Genomic DNA, 16,322 nt, shown 5'->3' with positions numbered 1-16,322 from the left:
GAACGCGTCCCCTTTACGGGTGGATCAGTTGTTGAGAGTTGCCTGCGAGGCCATCGGTACCGATGCGCCCGGTGCGGTGATCGTGTGCGTATCCGCAGCGATCATGCCCCTGCGGGTCTCGACCTTGGCACCGGTGACGGCGGCCTGGTAGTTCGAGATCACCACCCGGTCCTCTTTCGAGAGACCGGAGCGGATGACCCGCAGGCCGTCGACCAGCGGCCCGAGTTCGACCGGCTTGGCCGCAACGGTGCCGTCCCGGCCGACGGTCAGCACCACCTTGCGCGCCTGGTCGGACTGCACGGCATCGTCGGGGACCAGCAGGGCCTTGGCCTTGGCGCCTTCCGCAAGTCGCATGTTGCCGAACATGCCCGGGGTCAGGAAGCCCTTGGGATTGTCGAGCACGGCACGCACGCGGATCGTGCCCGAACGCGGATCGAGACCGTTGTCGGTGAAGTCTAGGCGGCCGTTCCACTTGTAATCGGCCTCGTCCTGTAGGCGCACCTGAACCCGCGCCGGTGCATGCCCCTGTTCCTGCTCGCGCCGGGCCTTGAGGAACAAGGCTTCGGAAGCATCGAACGTGAAGTAGATCGGATCGACGGCGTTGATCGTGGTCAGCAAAGTCGCATTGGCGTTGTTGTCTCCCGAGACGAGATTGCCGACATCCACGCGCCGGTCCGAGATGCGGCCGGAAATCGGGGCGCGCACGGTGGTGAACTCGACGTCGAGGGCGCGTTGCCTTGCGCGGGCCTGGGCAGCGGCGAGCGCGGCCTGGGCAGAATGCATGCGGGTGCGAAGCTGGTCGACTTCGCTGGCGGCCATGGCCTCGTCGCCGGAGAGCCCGGCCACGCGGTCATAGTCCGAGCGGGCGAGTGCCACGGCGCTGCGCGCTGCAGCGACGTCTGCCTGCGCTTCGGCAAGGGCGGCGCGGTAGGGTCGCTGATCGACCGTGAACAGCGGCTGGCCCTGGCGAACGAATTCGCCGTCCTTGAAGTGGATCCGGGTAATCGCCCCCGAAACGCGGGGACGCACTTCGACCGACTGGCTCGGCGCGAAGCGGCCGACGTAGTCGTCCCACTGCGTCACCTCGCGCACCAGCGGGTTGGCGGCCTGAACCTGGGGAACGGGCATCGCCACCGCCTCGGCCGTGGTGTCGTGAAGCAGGCTCCAGGCCGTTCCGGCGCCGACCAGCACGAGGATCCCGGCAATGGCTGCAAACCGCCGCTTGCGCGGCCGTTCGGGGCTTTCACTTGCCTGCCTGAAGGTCCGATCGGGGATGTCGATCTTTGCAGGAAAATTCACGCGGCAAGCCTCCGGAATGGCACACGCATGCGCCCGATGGTATCGATGACGGCGCCGACCTGCGCCTCGCTGTATCCGGCGGCCTGCGCTTCCCGCACGGCCGAAACCGGGAGGGTGTAGCCCTTGTGCCAGGCTTGCACGGCCAACTTTCGCAGTGCTTCGAGCCGCTCGTTCGCAAGTTCCGGCGAGATCGGTTGCGGACCCAGGATCAGCCGCCCCAGCCAGGACCGCTTGCGCTGCGGCCGCAGGGTTTCGAGGCCGTCGCCGCGAGCGAGTTCGACGATGCGGTGCTCGAGGTCGGACAGTGCAGATACCGAGGGGAAACGCCGGGTGTCCTGTACGGACCTGTTGGCAGGCGCCGCCAGTGCCTCCGGCGCCGCATCGGTGAAATCGATGAAGGCCATGATTGTACTCCCTGAAATGACCGGCGCGCGCCCCGAGGGGTGGGGGGGAAAGAAGGCGCGCGCCGGCCCGTTCCCGGCGCAAAGGGGGGCCGGGAAACTTAGATGTATTCAGCCTTCCGCGCAGTCGGGCAGGCGCGCCCGTCATGGCAGCTGGCTCAGGTTCAAAGTGTCGGAGGCCACCCGCGGGGGGAGCGGAGGGCACCGGAAATCAGCCGGGGGGAACCGGTTTGGCAATTTCAGTCATCAGACTTCCTTGCGGTGAGTCAGGTGGCTGCGTTCTGTACTGGACGGTATATATTGCGATGCGCGATTCCGTCAAGTGCATTCTATACTGACCGGTAAATTATTCCTTTAGTGCCTGCAACCTCAAGGTGAAGCCGGGATTTCCGGTTATGCCTGGCCGGGCCATGCGTGCCCGGCGAACGGGCGCTTCAGCGGCCGGGCCACATGGCCAGGAAAGTGTCGACGACGGCCTCAAGATCCTTGCGTTCGGCGCCGACCTGGGCCTTGACCGAGAGACCCTGCAGGACCGTGAGCAGGCATTGAGCCAGTGCCTTGGCATCCACGTGCTCGGGAAGGTCGCCTTCGGCCTTGGCCTTTTCAAAGCGCTCGACCACAGCAGCCTCGGACGATGCGCGGCGTGCCACGACTTCCTTGCGGATCGATTCTGCCTCGGTCGTGCAGGCGACCGAACTGATGACGCCCATGCAGCCTTGCGGGTCGCTCTCGCCGCAGTGCGTCTTTACCGCGCCGCGCAGAATGCGATTCGCAACTTCACGCGCAGTTGGCGCGTCCAGCGAGGTCTTGATGTAGCACAGCTTGTCGCGCTCGTAGAGGTCGAGGGCCTTCCTGAAGAGGGCTTCCTTGTTGCCGAAACATGCGTAGAGGCTGGGTTTGGTAATGCCCATGGCCTCGGTGAGCTCGGCCATGGAGGCGCCTTCATAGCCATGCTTCCAGAACACGCGCAGGGCGCTCGCCAAGGCTTCCTCGGGATCGAATTCCCGCGGACGGCCGCGTGTTTTGGTTGAGGCTGAGCATTCCATACCGAGTGGTACATAGTGATTGCCCAGCGTCTCGTCCAGTGAAGCCTTCGATGGGGCGCGGGAAACGAGGAGCGTCAGCGAATGGAGCTATGCAGCCCGCAGGTGGAGTGCTGCCTGCATGGCTTGCGAAAAATGCAATCCCCATATTGGTTTTCGCACTTGCACAATTATGCTGCGACGCACAAAAAGGACGGGCCTTTCAGGCATCCTCTCCCAAACTTTTCAAACCCGGTCGATCTGGCCGGGTTTTTCTTTGCCCGAACCATCCGGCCTGACACATGTCAGGGGCGATAGCGGCAGTCCCCTGTTCTATTCCCTCCGACGATATCGGGCGTAATCGGGGGAGGAATGAACGCGTGGCGGGGGATGACTTCAATTTTATCGTGATCGGCAGCGGTGCTGCCGGCATGGTAGGCGCCATCACTGCCAGTCGCGGCGGGCTGAAACCCATCATCATCGAAAAGGCTGACAGCTGGGGCGGTACCACTGCGACTTCGGGCGGCGTGCTTTGGGTTCCCGGAAACGATCTCATGCAGGGGCAAGGCGCGGGCGAAGATCCGGAATTGGCCCGCAGTTACGTTCATGCACTCCTCGGCGAAGAGGCGGGGGCGCGCGAGATCGCGAAGGCCGATGCCTTTCTGGAGAACGCCCCGCAGATGGCCCGGATGCTGGCGGAGGAGGGCGTCGACTGGATCAGGGCTTCCGAGCACCCGGATTACTATCCGGGCGTGCCGGGCAGCAGCAAGGGCCGCATCATCGAGTCTGCCGCGTTCGACGGTCATCGGTTGGGCGCGCGGTTCAGGACCATGCGCCTTGCCGATCTTGATCTGCCCGCGATCAACAGCGGCCAGTTCGCGACGCTGACGCGGGCATGGACAAGTCCGCGCCTGTTCGTGGAAGCAGCCCGCACGGTGATCTGCCATCTACTGCGCAAGCTGCGCGGGCAGAAGCCGCTGGGCAACGGGCGCGCATTGGCGGCGTCCTTGATGAATATCGCCCTGAAGCGCGACATTCCGATCCGCCTGTCCACTCGTCTTGTCGATCTGGTGGTGGAAGATGGCGCGGTCACGGGTGTCATCGTCGAGCGCGAAGGGCGGCGTGAAAGGCTCGATGCGCCCGCCGGCGTACTCCTCGCAGCGGGTGGCTTCGCGCAGAACAAGGCGCTGCGGCGAGAGCTTCAGGGGCGCGATCAATCGTGGTCCAACGCCATTCCCGAGGACGAGGGCGATGCCTTCCAAGCTGCCGGTGCCATTGGTGCGGCCAGCGAACTGACCGACGATTGTTGGTGGATGCCCTCGATCCAGATTTCGCCGGAACTGAATGGCCTCGTCCTGGCATTGCGCGCCCTGCCGGGCAGCATCATCGTCAACGCGGGCGGCGAGCGATACATGAACGAAGCGCGATCCTACATGACGACGGGCCGGGTCATGTATGAAAACGGCGCGGCCAGCGAACGCCATTGGCTCATTCTCGATGGCAGGTTCCTCAAACGCTACATCTTTGCCGACCTATCCAAGAAGGCGATCCGCAAGAAGATGATGGACAACGGCTATCTCAAGCGGGCGGACACGATCGCGGATCTTGCCGGTCAGTGCGGCATCGATCCCTCCCAACTGGAGGCGACGGTGGGACGGTTCAATCAGTTTGCCCGCGCCGGGAAGGACGGGGACTTCGGCAGGGGTGAGACGGATTACGACCGCTACTGGGCCGATCCCGCGCATAGCCCGAATTCCAGTCTCGGCGAGATTTCCAGGCCCCCGTTCTGGGCCGCGGTCATCAGGCCCGGCGACCTTGGTACCAACGGCGGCATCAAGACGGACTGCCATGGCAGGGTCTTGAATGTCGAAGGCCGCCCGATCGCAGGTCTTTACGCTGCGGGCAATAGTAGCGGTTCGCCTTTTGGCCATGCCTATCCCGGCGCGGGCGCGACGATCGCAGCTGCGGCAACCTTCGGTTACCTCTCCGGCAGTTTTGCGGCGCGCCGCAACAGTAATGTCGCTTAGCCGGCGGTCGCGCTGCGTGGTATCAGAGGCGTGGCATGCCCCTGATATCGATAGCCCGGAACACGGGAGGGAACACGGGGCTTGTCTCGAGGATTGACTGCAGGATACCATGTGAAAAAAGGGAGACGAGTCATGGCTGTCACAAGATCCCGGAATGCAGCGAAAATGCTGCTTGCGACGAGTGCACTTCTCACCGTCGCTGCCTGCTCGCAGGAGCCCGCCGAGTACAAGGCGGACGTCAAGGATGAAAGCGGAGGCCAGCTGATCGTCCAGGATGCCGATGCAACCGGTGTTCCGGTCGACCTGCCCGATACGCCGATGACCCCGGTCCCGCCCAGCGAAGCCGCGAATGGGGCTGCGGGGCAATAGGTCCTTTCGAACTTCCCGAGCCTGTCTGACGAAAAGGCAGAGACATCGGCGCTTCATGCAGAGCGACTTTGCCTCTGCCAATTCCCCCTATCTCGCAATCGGCCCGTGACCGTCAGTCAGCGGCAGCCCCGATCAGGTGCGGCCGCCTGTTATTCGCGGCATCCGCTGCGACCGCGATCAACCGGGCACAGGTTCGTGCGCCTGTGATCCCTGAAGCTTCTTCCTGAAAACGGACTTTATTAGTCCTGCTTCCAGCACGCGTCCGACTGAATAGAGCACAGCGAAAATGGCCGCGAAGACATAGGCTGAAGTTGGCGAGGGTTTCTTGCCCTCGTCGTCGGCAGCGTCTTTCTTGGGCAGTTCGGGGGCAGGAGCGCCCAACGCCTTGTCTATCGGATGCTGCGGCAGCACAGAAGCCTTCTTTTTGTCAGGCTTCTCGGTAGCGGCTTCGGTCGAGGGCTTCTCGAGATCGCCCAAGAATACGGTCAATTGCGCGAAACCCAGAAACAGCAGAGGCGCCAGAAAACAGAACAGCAACGCGCGGCTGACCAGGTGATAGTGCAGCACGGGGCCCGAACCGCTTCTTTCGATCTGCAGCACCCCGGCATCGAAGACCGACATCTTGTCCTGCGCCGCCTGGTCCTTCTTGGAGAAGCTCAGCGTATCATCTTGCTGGCTGTAGTTGGTGCCCGCCTCCTGAAACAGCGGTGCGAGCCGGTGAAATGCATCATCGCTCGATTGCCCTGGAGCGAGAGGTAGGCTGCCCTTGATATGCCAGATCCATTCGATGAAACGCGCGTTCACATGATCTCCTGTCGAGAGAGAATTGGATTTGGTCTTGTCGGGCCGCGCAGTCGCTTTGCGTCCGGCCTTGGCCCATCATTCGGCAGGCACGGTTTCCGCCCGGGTGTAACGTTCCCGGCCGTACTTCTCCTTGATCGTCTTCCAGCCTTCGGTGAATGGGAAGGTCATCTGCTCGCGGATGGACATACGGCGCCCGCCTTCCATGCCCAGCAGTTCAGCCTCGCCATCGATGCAGGTGCCGAAGATGCGGTCGATGAAGATGTAGGTGCCGGAATAGTTGCTGCGGGTGGCTTCGAAGTCCTGCGAATGGTGAACGCTGTGATGTTCGGTGGTGTTGAACAGGAAGCGCCACCAACGCGGCGTGTTGAAGCGCACGTTGATGTGCTGATAGGTACTCACCGCCATGCCGATGGCACCGGCGAGCAGGGCCGCCCGCGGCAGGAAGTCGAAGAAGCCGCCGATACCAAGGCCGATCAGGAAAAGCTCGACCGGATTGCCCACCGCGCCTTTGTTGATGTTTAGCTGGGTGATGTAATGGTGCACCGAGTGGGGCAGCCACAGCGGGTACCAGTTGTGCATCCCGCGATGCATCCAATATTGCCCGAAGTCGAAGATGAACGAGATCAGGAAGGCCTGCAGAAGCAGCGGCAGGCCCACGAACCATGCCAGCTTGTCCCAGTCGAAGGCGTGCTGGAGAGCCTCGATCACGGCATCGCTGCCGATGTACTGGTCTACCAGGTTGAGGATCGTATAGCCGAGCCCGACATAGAACAGGTCGGTAACCAGTTCCTTCCAGGTCAGCCGCCAGCTTTCATAACGCGGGTTCACCCATTCGAGCGCCAGTAGCAGTACCCTGAAGCCGATTCCGATGCCGATTGCGGTAGATGCCTTGGCAATGGAATTGGGCGCGTAATACCAGAATGCGATAAGCGCGAACAACACCGTGGGCTGAAACCAGGTGAACACGAACTGCTTGACCGGGCCACCTTCCACCTTGGGAATGTTCTCCCATCCCACGGTAACAGGGGCCTGTGTGCCAATCAGCCTTTTGCCTACGCGAACTCCGTCCACAACGCCTGCCCTCGTCTTGTCCGTCCGGTGTCCTGCGGGATTGCCCGCCGTGTCAGATGACGTGCAAGTCCGCGACCCATTGGAAATGATGTCGGCTCAGCATCCTGAAAGCACCTGCATCACGCCAGACGGTATTATGATATAGATGGCATAGACGCTGGCTATGCCCGAGGCTCCGTGGTGACGCGGAAGGGCGACGAAAGGCTCGGTCAATACGTTACCACGGCATGCCGCGCGAGATGGCCTTGTTCGCTCTCGATCCATGCCTGCGCCTGCGCCGTGCAGGGCGTCTGCCGATCGAAAGGAAAATCGCGGACGTGAAGATCGAGCGAGAAACGCAGGGTGCATGCCCTGTCGTCGACATGTTTTGCCAAGGTGATCGTCCGGTCGTCCTGCAGCTTGAAATCGCCGGCGGCGATGTCCGTCCCGAGAACGTCAGTGCGGGTACTGTACTTTACGGCGTGGCCGTCGATGGCAACGGAGACTTCATGGCTTTCGATTTCGGGTTCGGTAGCGATGCCTCGAGCGAGGGCCTCCTCCAGGCTGGGCTCGGCATTCACGGCCGCATCCACCTGCGGCAGTCGCGATTGGACATAGGCCATGTGTCGGCCTGCCACGATCAGCCCACCGTCGACCGGCACTTCTCTGCCGGTCTCGTCATCGCGCAAGGCAAGCAGGCGCAGTCCCAGGATCGGACCGAAAGAACATTGCTGACGCCAGTCTTCGACATAGGCACCCGAGGGCGCAAACTCGAGAACGCAGTTGCCGATGAACTGGAATGTCGCCGGTTCCGGCCATTGGTTGCCCGGTTGATAGCTGCGCACGATTGTCCAGGAGAGCTCTTTGCGATCCGGATCCCACAGCGTGTCTCCAATCCAGCCCTGCCGGGCCGCTATTGCGGTCTCGGCACCATCGGGCAGGCGCAGGTCGATCGTGAAGCTCCTGGACTGGAACCAGTAAACGAGGGTGGTCTCGTCGGTAAGGCCGGTGCAGAAGGTGATGCTCTTGCGCCGGAAGGCACCAAGAAGATTGCGGGGGAATGCAAGGCCATCAAGACCGGTCTCGGGCAGTTCCCTCATCAGGTCGGCAATGTTCACGAGGTTGTCCCGTTCGCGCGCTGGCCAAAGGAGTTGGGCGGAACGGCGTTGGAAAGCACCAGTTCTCCGCATTCGACCCTGCGTTTCAGGTAAGCGAAGGTCTGGGCTGTCTGGTTGAACAGGTGCTCGCCGCCTTTCAGCGGAGCGTATCGGGGGGCTTCGCCGCGCAGGACCGGCGCAATGACGTAATCGTAGTCGCAGGTGAGGAAGAGCGGGAACGAATAGCGTTCCTCCTTGACTTTCTTCACGCGATGCCGGGTAGCCACGAAGCGACCGTTGGACAGGATCTCCATCATGTCGCCGATGTTCATGATCATGGTGCCTTCGATCAGCGGGACATCCATCCACACGCCTTGCTTGTCGAGGATCTGCAGGCCCGGCGCAGTTGCAAAGAGCAGGGTGAAGCATTCGTAGTCGGTGTGCGCGCCAATTCCGGGGCGATCTTGCGCCGCGGCGTCGAACGGGTAGTGGATCAGGCGCAGCTGACTGGGAGGATGGCGCAGGTATGGGTCGAAATGGTCTTCGTCGAGGCCCAGGGCCAGTGCAAAGCCACGAAAGAGGCGGCGGCCGATTCTGGTGATGTGCGCGTAGTAGGCCTGCACATCCTCGCGAAATCCGGGCATCTCGGGCCAGCAATTCGGCCCTAGAAGCCGCCGCCTCCCGTGGGCCGACGTGTAGTCGCAGTTGACGTCGAATGCCTCTTTCAGATCTGCGGCAGCACCGGGGAATTGCTCTTCACCCACAGGCACGTACCCGCTGTGGTTCTCGGAATGGCCAATGTAGCTGGCCATCTTGGTCTCGTGGTCGAGCGCGAAGTAGGTCTTCGCCCGGTCGACGAGCCGGCGGAACAGGTCGGGCTCGAGTTGCGCGCCCGCGATGTAGAGAAAGCCGGTTTGCGCGCAGGCGCGGTCGAGTTCGCGTGCAACGGCCATGCGGTCCTCAAGGCGGATGCTGTCCAGACCGGAGATGTCGACGAGGGGGAGCGACGCTGATGTCATGGCAACAGGCTTATTCTACCGTGCCCATAGCGATAGATGCGACGATCAGATGATTTCCATTGATTTTGTCTATGACTTGGCCATCCTGAGGGCACCGCGAAAGGAATGGGCTATAGGATGAGTGAGCGAGCGCCGCTGATCGACCGGAAGTTTGCCAGCCGTGTCGACTGGAACCTGATGCGGACTTTCGTGGACATCGTCCGCGCAGGTGGCATCGGCGCGGCAGCGCGACAGCTCAACCGGCAGCAGCCCAGTATCAGTGCGGCGCTTAAGCGTCTTGAAGATCACGTCGGAGTCACTCTGCTCCATCGCACCGCTACCGGCGTCGAAATGACGGCGGCAGGCAAGGCCATGATGGCCTTGTGCGAAGACATGCTGGAATCGGCTCGCATGGTGCCGCACCAGATCGCCCAGGCGACCAAGCGCGTCGAAGGCATCGTTCGCATCCAGATCGTATCGGGTCTCGTCTCCCCGGAATTTGACGAAGCGATCGCCAGCTTTCACCGGCGCAATCCGGCCATTCACATTGAGATCCGCGTCTCCCCCTGGCGCCAGGTGCTCGATGCACTGGAGCAGGGCGAAGTCGAAATCGGTGTCGGCTATGACAGTTCCGTTCGCGGTAGCCTGATGTACGAACCCTTGCTGGTGGAGCGCCAGCAGCTCTACTGTTCCCGCCACAGTCCTTATTTCGGATACCGGGTAAGTCGTCTGGGTGAGCTGAAGGACGAGGGTTTCGTCCTCACCGGCGAAGACGAGATCGAGCAGATCACGCACTTGCGGCGGCGCTATCGGCTGGGCACCAATGTGCGGGGGCTTGCCGAGGACATCAATGAAGCGCGGCGGCTGATCTTGCACGGAATCGGCATCGGTTTCCTGCCGATCCTTGCCGCCGAGGGCGAAGTGGCCGCAGGGCGGCTGTGGCCGATGCTCCACGCCGATTTCGAACCGAGCTACGACATCTTCCTCCTCGCCCGAACCGAACCGGCGCGAGACACCGCGACCCAGCTTTTCTGGGACGAAGTCATGCGCAGGATCCGTGCCCAGCGCAGAGCATAGCGAAAATCTATGCCTTCCATCGTAAAATAGCGCCTCCCTTCATGACGCAATGCAGCGCAGTGTGGAAACACATGAATGGAGCTGCGTCATGCAAGCGAGTCTGAAGGACAAGGTTTTCAATCACATTCCTCCGGCGATGATCGCAGCGGTGCTGTTGTTCTGGGCCTTTGGACCGGAAACCCTCCTCAAGAATTCCTGGACTCTGACCGTCACGTCGCCGCTGATTGTCATGGCCGTGCTGGCGCTGGAATGGTTGCATGAACGCCACGCCGGCTGGCGTATGAACAAGCAGGAATTCCTGACCGATCTCTATTACTCCGTGCTCAGCGCAACTGTGATCGCTTGGGCATCGGAAAAACTGGCGGAAGCTCCGCTGACGGCGGCCAAGGCCTCGCTGGGCATCAGCACCCCCTGGGTCGCGCAGATGCCCTGGCTCGCGCAAGTTGCCTTGGCGATCTTCGTTCTTGAATTCGGTCAGTACTGGATGCACCGGTTGATGCATAACTGGACGCCGTTTTGGCTTACCCATGCGCCGCATCACCACATCACCCAGCTCAATGCGGCGAAGGGTGCGGTCGGCAACCCGATCGAACTGTTTCTGATCAGCCTGAGCGTGCTGGCGCTCTTCGACTTCGACCAGACTGCCCTTTTCGCAGCCTTCAACACGATGGGGGTCATCTCGGTCTTCGCCCACGCCAACGTGCGGGCCGATCCGCCGATCTGGTATTCGTTCTTCTTCACCACGATCCGCCATCACAGCCTCCATCATTCGACCGATTACGAGAGCACCCGCTGCAACTACGGCAATTCGCTCATCCTGCTGGATCGCATCTTCGGAACTTACCGCGAGGGCGAGGGCGTGCTGGTGGGACAGGACGACCGCAGGCGCCTGTCGATCTGGGAGCAGACCCTGTTCCCGTTCCAGCCGCTGATCGATAAGTGCCATTCCCGCAAGAAAGTGGGGGCTGGCACTGCTGAGTCGACTGAAAACGACCAGAACGAGCCACGGCCAGCATGACGGAAATGCGCTCTGCCCGGGTCGAGGCTGCTCGAAGCGCGCTGTCCCGAGGCGATTTGGGCGCAACCCATCGTTTCGCCACGACACTCCTGTCGGAAAATCCCAAGGATGCCGAAGCACACTTCCTTCTGGGGGTCGCGGAATCCAGCACGGGCCGCATCCGATCGGGGATTCGGCACATCGATCGGGCGGTGAGGCTCGATCCGCAAGGCGAATATTGCGCCAACCTTGCCAAGCTCTTCACCATGGTTCGGCAGGATGGCGACGCGGCGTCGATGCTCCAAGCAGCTGAGCAGGCCCTGCCCGGTGACGCGCTCAGCCGCGACACAATGGGCTGTGTCTATGCGCGCCTCGGGAACCACGCCGCTGCGCTCGTCCATTTTTCCGAGGCCGTGCGCCTAGAACCCGGTCATGCCGGATACCGCTACAATCAGGCGACGACCCTCAACTTCCTGGGGCGAACGGAAGAGGCCGAAGCTGCGCTCGAGGCACTGATAGCCTTGTCTCCCGAGGATGCGCGCGCGCACCACCTTCTCGCTGGGCTGCGCAGGCAAAACCCCGAATGCAACCATATCGGCCGGCTTGCCGAGATACGCGGCTTGGCCCGCAAGCCGCGCGACAGACTGCTGCTCGGCTATGCCCTTGCAAAAGAACTGGAGGACGTCGGCCAGCTGGACGAGGCACTCGATACGTTGTGCTGCGTCAATGCCGAACACCGTCGGACTTTGCCTTATGCCTTTGAGCGGGATGCCGCGTCCTTCGATGCGATCGAGGCTGCGTGGCCCCTGCCGAAACCGGTGGGAGAAGCCGCGACAGATTCTCCCATCTTCGTCGTCGGTATGCCGCGCACGGGGACGACGCTGGTCGACCGCATCCTCTCCTCTCATCCCGCTGTTGAAAGCGCGGGCGAACTGCAGGCGATGCCTCTGGCGGTCAAAAAGGCGGCGGGCACCCGAACGCCAACGGTCCTCGATCCCGACACGATAGCAGCTGCAGCAGGCAGCGATATGGCCGAGATCGGCCGAGATTTCCTGCAGCGCGCGAACCATCACCGGCGCAATCCCAGCCTCCGTTTCACCGACAAGTTTCCGGGGAATTTCCAGTACCTGGGGTTCATCGCACGGGCGCTTCCCGCGAGCAGGATCATCTGCCTGCGGCGACATCCGATGGACACAGTGCTCAGCAATTTTCGCAATCTCTTCGCGGTCACTTCGCGTTATTACGATTACAGCTACGACCTGCTCGACATCGCCGCCTACTATATGCGCTTCGACCGGCTCATGGCCCTGTGGCGCGAAGCCCTGGCCGATCGCCTGATCGAAGTGCGCTACGAAGATCTGATCGCCGATCAGGAGGGTGAAACTCGCAGAATCCTGGCGCATTGCGGACTGGACTGGGACGAGCGCTGCCTGTCGTTCCACACAAACAGCGCACCGGTCTCGACCCCGAGCGCGGCGCAGGTGCGCCAGCCCATCTATGCCAGTTCCGTTGCCCGCTGGAAGCGGCATGGAGAGGTTCTCGAACCTGTCCGCCGCATCTTCGAGAACGCCGGAATTGCCATCGACTGACAAGCAGGAGGCCTTTTGCACAATGTCGATATATCGCATCCGCAACGCCCTGAGCCTGACCGCCATCCTCTCCGCAGGAATCGCTACACCGGCAGCAGCCGAACCGCGGACGCGGCTCGTCGATTGCGAGGCCGGTTCGTGCCTGCTTGTTACAGGTCGCCGTGCCGATGTGGGGTCGGCGGTTAGCATCAACGGTCATGCGGTCGCCGCGCAGGGCGGGCGCAAGTGGCAGGTTAGCCTGCCGGTCAAGACGCTGCAGGATTGGTCGGTACCTTACGCGCGGACGATAACGGTATCGGTCGCCGATACGCATTCGCAGGCCGCTCTGCCGATCGGGCTACTTGGTCATGTAGACAATCTTGACCACCTGGTGGTGAGCGTGAAGTAATAATTGGGAGTGAATCTAGTAATAAAGTAACAAATTTTCCTTCTATATTGAAAGTTTCATCTTCTGGTCCTATGTATGCGGCAGTCGCCGTAGAGCGGCGTTCGTTCTACGTACAGGAGATGATGATGAAGATTGGCCTGGCGGTTCTCGCCACTTTCGCGTTCGCGACCACGGCTTATGCCGCCCCTGCCGAAAATCCCTTCGCCAAGGATGAGGCTGTCCTGACCCTCAAGGGGATCGACCTCACGACCCCTGAAGGCCAGGAGCGACTTGCGATCCGTATGGACCAGGCAGCGCGTGCCGTTTGCGGTGATCGCCTTGCCGGCGTGCATCTTGCACTGGAAGCCAAGGCGCAGGAATGCCGGACTGCGGTGGTCGCCGATGTTCGCTCGCAGATCGAAACTCGCTCGGCGATGGTCCCGGCGTCGGACCGCCTCGCGTACAACCGCTGAGCAGCCCTCGCTCCGCAGCCCGGGCGTCCCGGGCTGCGGGCGGTTTATTTTTCAGGCTTTTCCAGCTTCTTCGGCTTTGGCCACCAGGTCAGGGTGTGTTTGTCATGAGCCGAGGTCCACAGGCCAGCGCGGGTATATCGTAAGGCGCCGCTGCCTTCGGCCTTGCCGACCCGCGCACGGACCTTCATCGACTGCGGATCGATCACGGCGAAAGTCTGGTCCTCGGTGGTGCGCAGCCACACCTTGCCGCCGCCCGTATCGATATCGCCCCATTTCAGAACGTCGCCTACCTTGACACGCCCGGTCACTTCGCTCGTGGACGGATCGATGCGCGCCACGGTGCCGTCGCCCTGTTCCTGAACCCAGACGGCGCCTGCGCCGGCAGCGAGGAAGCCGGGCTGCTTGCCAAGGGCGGTGCGTTTCACCACCGCATTGATCTTCGGATCGATACGCTGGATCGAACGGCCTTTGGCGCTGACCGCCCAGAGCGATCCATGCCCGAAGGCCAGATACCACGTACCCGGATCGACAGGGATCGTCGCGACAACGGTGTCGGTGGCGGGATCGATGCGCGAGACCTTGCCCACATCGTTATCGCTGGCCACCCAGATCGAACCGGCACCAGCCGCGACGTTGAGCTCGCCATCCCGGTTGGCAATGCCTGTGGGGATCGTTGCGGTCTTTCTGGCGGTGCGCGTGTCGATCCGGACAAGTGCATTCTCTTCGCAATCGGCCACCCACAAAGAGCCGGCCATGATCGTCATGGCACCGCAGGGTCTGGACATGGCGACTTCGGCCAGCTTGCCCTTGCGCGACCAGCGCTCCACCCGTCCGGCATTGGTGGCCCACACGCTGTTGCCATCGACTGCCAGGAAGTCCGCGAAACCGGGCACTTCGATGACCTGCTCCTCGTGCGCCTGCGCAGTCAGCGGGAGCACGCCGAGGCCTGCGGCCAGCAGCGTAGCCAGTATCGGAAGATTGCGCATGATCAGCCCTGCCTTGCGATGAAGGCGCGCCAGCCGCCGAGTTCCGTTATGTCCTGCGCGCCGGCAAGCGCGCGAGGTTCGGCGACGAAGCCCTTGACGCTGCTGCCGTCGGAGAGAGTCACCGTGCCGATCGCGAGGGGAGCGGGCACTTCGACCACGAAGCTGCCGAATTCCGCTACGTCCAGTTCGTAGACCTCGACCGCGATTTCCCCACCATCGGGGCTGTGCACAAGCGCGGGTTTGGGCGGGACGCTGTCTGCGATGGCGTAGAGCCGGTACGAGGGAGCCGTCTGGAAGGCGCCGACGAACCTGGCATTGCGGGATGTGAGCTGCCAGTGCAGCGGCATGTCCTTGAGGTGGGCGCCCACGACGGCAAGTTTCACGGTTTGCATCTTTCCCTCCAGGTCGAGTGGTGGTCGTTGCGGGAGATTGGCTGCCGCGAGATAGGCGTCGGCCGCGTCCAGGAGGGCGCAGTCGGTATCGGCGGGGCCGATCAGGGTTACACCGAAGCCCGTTGCATTACCGCGAATACCGGCCGGCACGGCGACGGCTGCCATGTCGAGCAGGTTCACGAAATTGGTGTAGAAACCGAATGCGCTGTTGAGCGCGACAGGCGCGGCCAGAAGTTCGGAAACGCGATAGGTCGTGCCGGCAGTCGGGAAGGCGAGCATGTCGATGCCTTCCCACAGCAGGTCCGCATGCCGCTTCAACTCCGCCAAGCGGTAAATGCCGTTGAACAGTTCCACCGCGCTCATGCTGAGGCCGGGTTCGACCACTTCGCGCACTGTCGGATCGATGGCCTCGGGACTGTCGGCAAGGACGGTCGCGATCGCAGCGGTCCGCTCAGCCACCCAGGGGCCACCGTAGAGCAACTGCGCGGCTTCCTGGAAAGGTGCCATGTCGATTTCGACGATCTCGGCCATTTGCGCCAGCGAGTCGAGCGCGCGATCGTAGAAGTACTCGGACTCGCTGTCGCCGAACCAGACGCGTTGCCCACGGCGCGGCACGCCGATCCTCTTGTACTCCAGCGGGCGGTTGGCCAGTGCCTTGGAATAGGGATCGGCGGCATCGAAACCGGCTATGACCCCATCCACCAGCCGGGCATCGGTCACATTGTCGGTGAATACGGTGATGCAGTCGAGCGTGCGGCAGGCGGGCACCAGCCCCTTGTTGCTCCAGCGGCCTTTGCTTGGCTTGTAGCCGATCAGATGCTGAAACGCGGCGGGCACGCGGCCCGAACCGGCGGTGTCGGTGCCCAACGCGAATGGGACCAGCCCCGCTGCCACTGCGACGGAAGAGCCCGAACTCGAACCACCGCTGACATAGGCCAGGTTATAGGCGTTGCGCGGGGCGCCATAGGGGCTGCGTGTGCCATTGAGGCCCGTGGCGAACTGGTCGAGGTTGGTTTTGCCGATGCAGATTGCGCCGGCCTGTGTCAGCCGCTCGATCACCGTGGCGGATCGCTCGGGGCTGTAGGCGAAGGCAGGGCAGGCCGCCGTCGTTTCGAGACCCGCGACGTCGATGTTGTCCTTCGCTGCAAAAGGCACGCCGGCCAGAGGCAGAACCTCGCCGGCCTTTACGCGCGCATCCACGGCGCGGGCTGATTCAAGAAATGCATCCACGCTCAGCCGGCTGATCCAGACTTGTGCCTGGATGGCATCATAGGCGGCAAGCCGCGAAAGCGTTTCTTTCGCCACGGCGACGGCGGTTGTGCGTCCCGCGTTCACATCGGCAGCGATGGCGGCGGCGCTGCGGCGATCCAGCAT

The 16,322-nt window shown here is 62.5% G+C and carries 16 protein-coding genes; 7 read left to right on the top strand and 9 right to left on the bottom strand.

All coding sequences use genetic code 11. The features are described from left to right. Positions 1 to 24 precede the first annotated feature (24 nt). From PP1Y_RS02110 to PP1Y_RS02100, 3 genes are all read right to left on the bottom strand, one after another. Positions 25 to 1,299 carry an efflux RND transporter periplasmic adaptor subunit gene (locus PP1Y_RS02110; RefSeq protein ID WP_041558226.1) on the bottom strand — a complete coding sequence of 425 codons (1,275 nt, stop codon included), beginning with the start codon at positions 1,297 to 1,299 and terminating at the stop codon, positions 25 to 27. After that, positions 1,296 to 1,703: a hypothetical protein gene (locus PP1Y_RS02105; RefSeq protein ID WP_013836457.1), complete on the bottom strand. Its 408-nt coding sequence runs from the start codon at positions 1,701 to 1,703 to the stop codon at positions 1,296 to 1,298. Before PP1Y_RS02105 ends, PP1Y_RS02110 begins: the two co-directional genes overlap by 4 nt. A 431-nt stretch (positions 1,704 to 2,134) precedes the next feature. Next, entirely contained in the window at positions 2,135 to 2,746 is a 612-nt protein-coding gene (locus PP1Y_RS02100; RefSeq protein WP_013836456.1) for a TetR/AcrR family transcriptional regulator, read from the bottom strand. 356 nt (positions 2,747 to 3,102) lie between these two features. On the opposite strand from PP1Y_RS02100, the gene PP1Y_RS02095 reads away from it, so the two are divergent. Continuing rightward, positions 3,103 to 4,749, top strand: coding sequence for an FAD-binding protein (locus PP1Y_RS02095; RefSeq protein WP_041558223.1), 1,647 nt, complete (start codon positions 3,103 to 3,105; stop codon positions 4,747 to 4,749). Between the two features lie 132 nt (positions 4,750 to 4,881). Then, the gene (locus PP1Y_RS02090) at positions 4,882 to 5,118 is read left to right on the top strand and encodes a hypothetical protein (RefSeq protein ID WP_041558222.1); all 237 of its coding nucleotides are present in this window, start codon (positions 4,882 to 4,884) and stop codon (positions 5,116 to 5,118) included. A 177-nt stretch (positions 5,119 to 5,295) separates the two neighbouring features. On the opposite strand, the gene PP1Y_RS02085 is transcribed toward PP1Y_RS02090, so the two are convergent. The 4 genes from PP1Y_RS02085 to PP1Y_RS02070 all read right to left on the bottom strand — a co-directional run bounded on the left by PP1Y_RS02085 (position 5,296) and on the right by PP1Y_RS02070 (position 9,088). Then, positions 5,296 to 5,922 (bottom strand): hypothetical protein, encoded by a 627-nt coding sequence (locus tag PP1Y_RS02085; protein WP_013836454.1) that lies wholly within the window; start codon positions 5,920 to 5,922, stop codon positions 5,296 to 5,298. Positions 5,923 to 5,997: 75 nt separating this feature from the next. Beyond that, entirely contained in the window at positions 5,998 to 6,993 is a 996-nt protein-coding gene (locus PP1Y_RS02080; protein WP_013836453.1) for a sterol desaturase family protein, read from the bottom strand. A gap of 209 nt (positions 6,994 to 7,202) precedes the next feature. Continuing rightward, a complete protein-coding gene (locus PP1Y_RS02075) occupies positions 7,203 to 8,090 on the bottom strand; it encodes a hypothetical protein (protein WP_013836452.1) in 888 nt (295 codons plus the stop codon). Further along, positions 8,087 to 9,088 carry an isopenicillin N synthase family oxygenase gene (locus tag PP1Y_RS02070; RefSeq protein WP_013836451.1) on the bottom strand — a complete coding sequence of 334 codons (1,002 nt, stop codon included), beginning with the start codon at positions 9,086 to 9,088 and terminating at the stop codon, positions 8,087 to 8,089. The genes PP1Y_RS02075 and PP1Y_RS02070 overlap by 4 nt, the downstream gene beginning before the upstream one ends. Before the next feature lie 117 nt (positions 9,089 to 9,205). Here PP1Y_RS02070 and PP1Y_RS02065 point away from each other — a divergent pair, with 117 nt between their 5' ends. From PP1Y_RS02065 to PP1Y_RS02045, 5 genes are all read left to right on the top strand, one after another. Next, positions 9,206 to 10,144, top strand: coding sequence for a LysR family transcriptional regulator (locus PP1Y_RS02065; protein WP_013836450.1), 939 nt, complete (start codon positions 9,206 to 9,208; stop codon positions 10,142 to 10,144). An 88-nt stretch (positions 10,145 to 10,232) separates the two neighbouring features. Next, positions 10,233 to 11,162, top strand: a complete 930-nt coding sequence (locus tag PP1Y_RS02060; RefSeq protein ID WP_013836449.1) for a sterol desaturase family protein — start codon at positions 10,233 to 10,235, stop codon at positions 11,160 to 11,162. Further along, entirely contained in the window at positions 11,159 to 12,730 is a 1,572-nt protein-coding gene (locus PP1Y_RS02055) for a tetratricopeptide repeat-containing sulfotransferase family protein (RefSeq protein WP_013836448.1), read from the top strand. Before PP1Y_RS02060 ends, PP1Y_RS02055 begins: the two co-directional genes overlap by 4 nt. A 22-nt stretch (positions 12,731 to 12,752) precedes the next feature. Beyond that, the gene (locus PP1Y_RS02050; RefSeq protein WP_013836447.1) at positions 12,753 to 13,118 is read left to right on the top strand and encodes a hypothetical protein; all 366 of its coding nucleotides are present in this window, start codon (positions 12,753 to 12,755) and stop codon (positions 13,116 to 13,118) included. Between the two features lie 125 nt (positions 13,119 to 13,243). Beyond that, a complete protein-coding gene (locus tag PP1Y_RS02045) occupies positions 13,244 to 13,570 on the top strand; it encodes a UrcA family protein (RefSeq protein ID WP_013836446.1) in 327 nt (108 codons plus the stop codon). Positions 13,571 to 13,614: 44 nt separating this feature from the next. On the opposite strand, the gene PP1Y_RS02040 is transcribed toward PP1Y_RS02045, so the two are convergent. Together PP1Y_RS02040 and atzF are read right to left on the bottom strand one after the other, a co-directional pair. Then, the gene (locus PP1Y_RS02040) at positions 13,615 to 14,556 is read right to left on the bottom strand and encodes a hypothetical protein (RefSeq protein WP_013836445.1); all 942 of its coding nucleotides are present in this window, start codon (positions 14,554 to 14,556) and stop codon (positions 13,615 to 13,617) included. Positions 14,557 to 14,558: 2 nt separating this feature from the next. Beyond that, positions 14,559 to 16,322, bottom strand: coding sequence for an allophanate hydrolase (atzF, locus tag PP1Y_RS02035; protein ID WP_013836444.1), 1,764 nt, complete (start codon positions 16,320 to 16,322; stop codon positions 14,559 to 14,561).

The organism is Novosphingobium sp. PP1Y (assembly GCF_000253255.1).
Classification (GTDB): domain Bacteria; phylum Pseudomonadota; class Alphaproteobacteria; order Sphingomonadales; family Sphingomonadaceae; genus Novosphingobium.
This window is presented reverse-complemented; position numbering and strand designations above follow the sequence as displayed.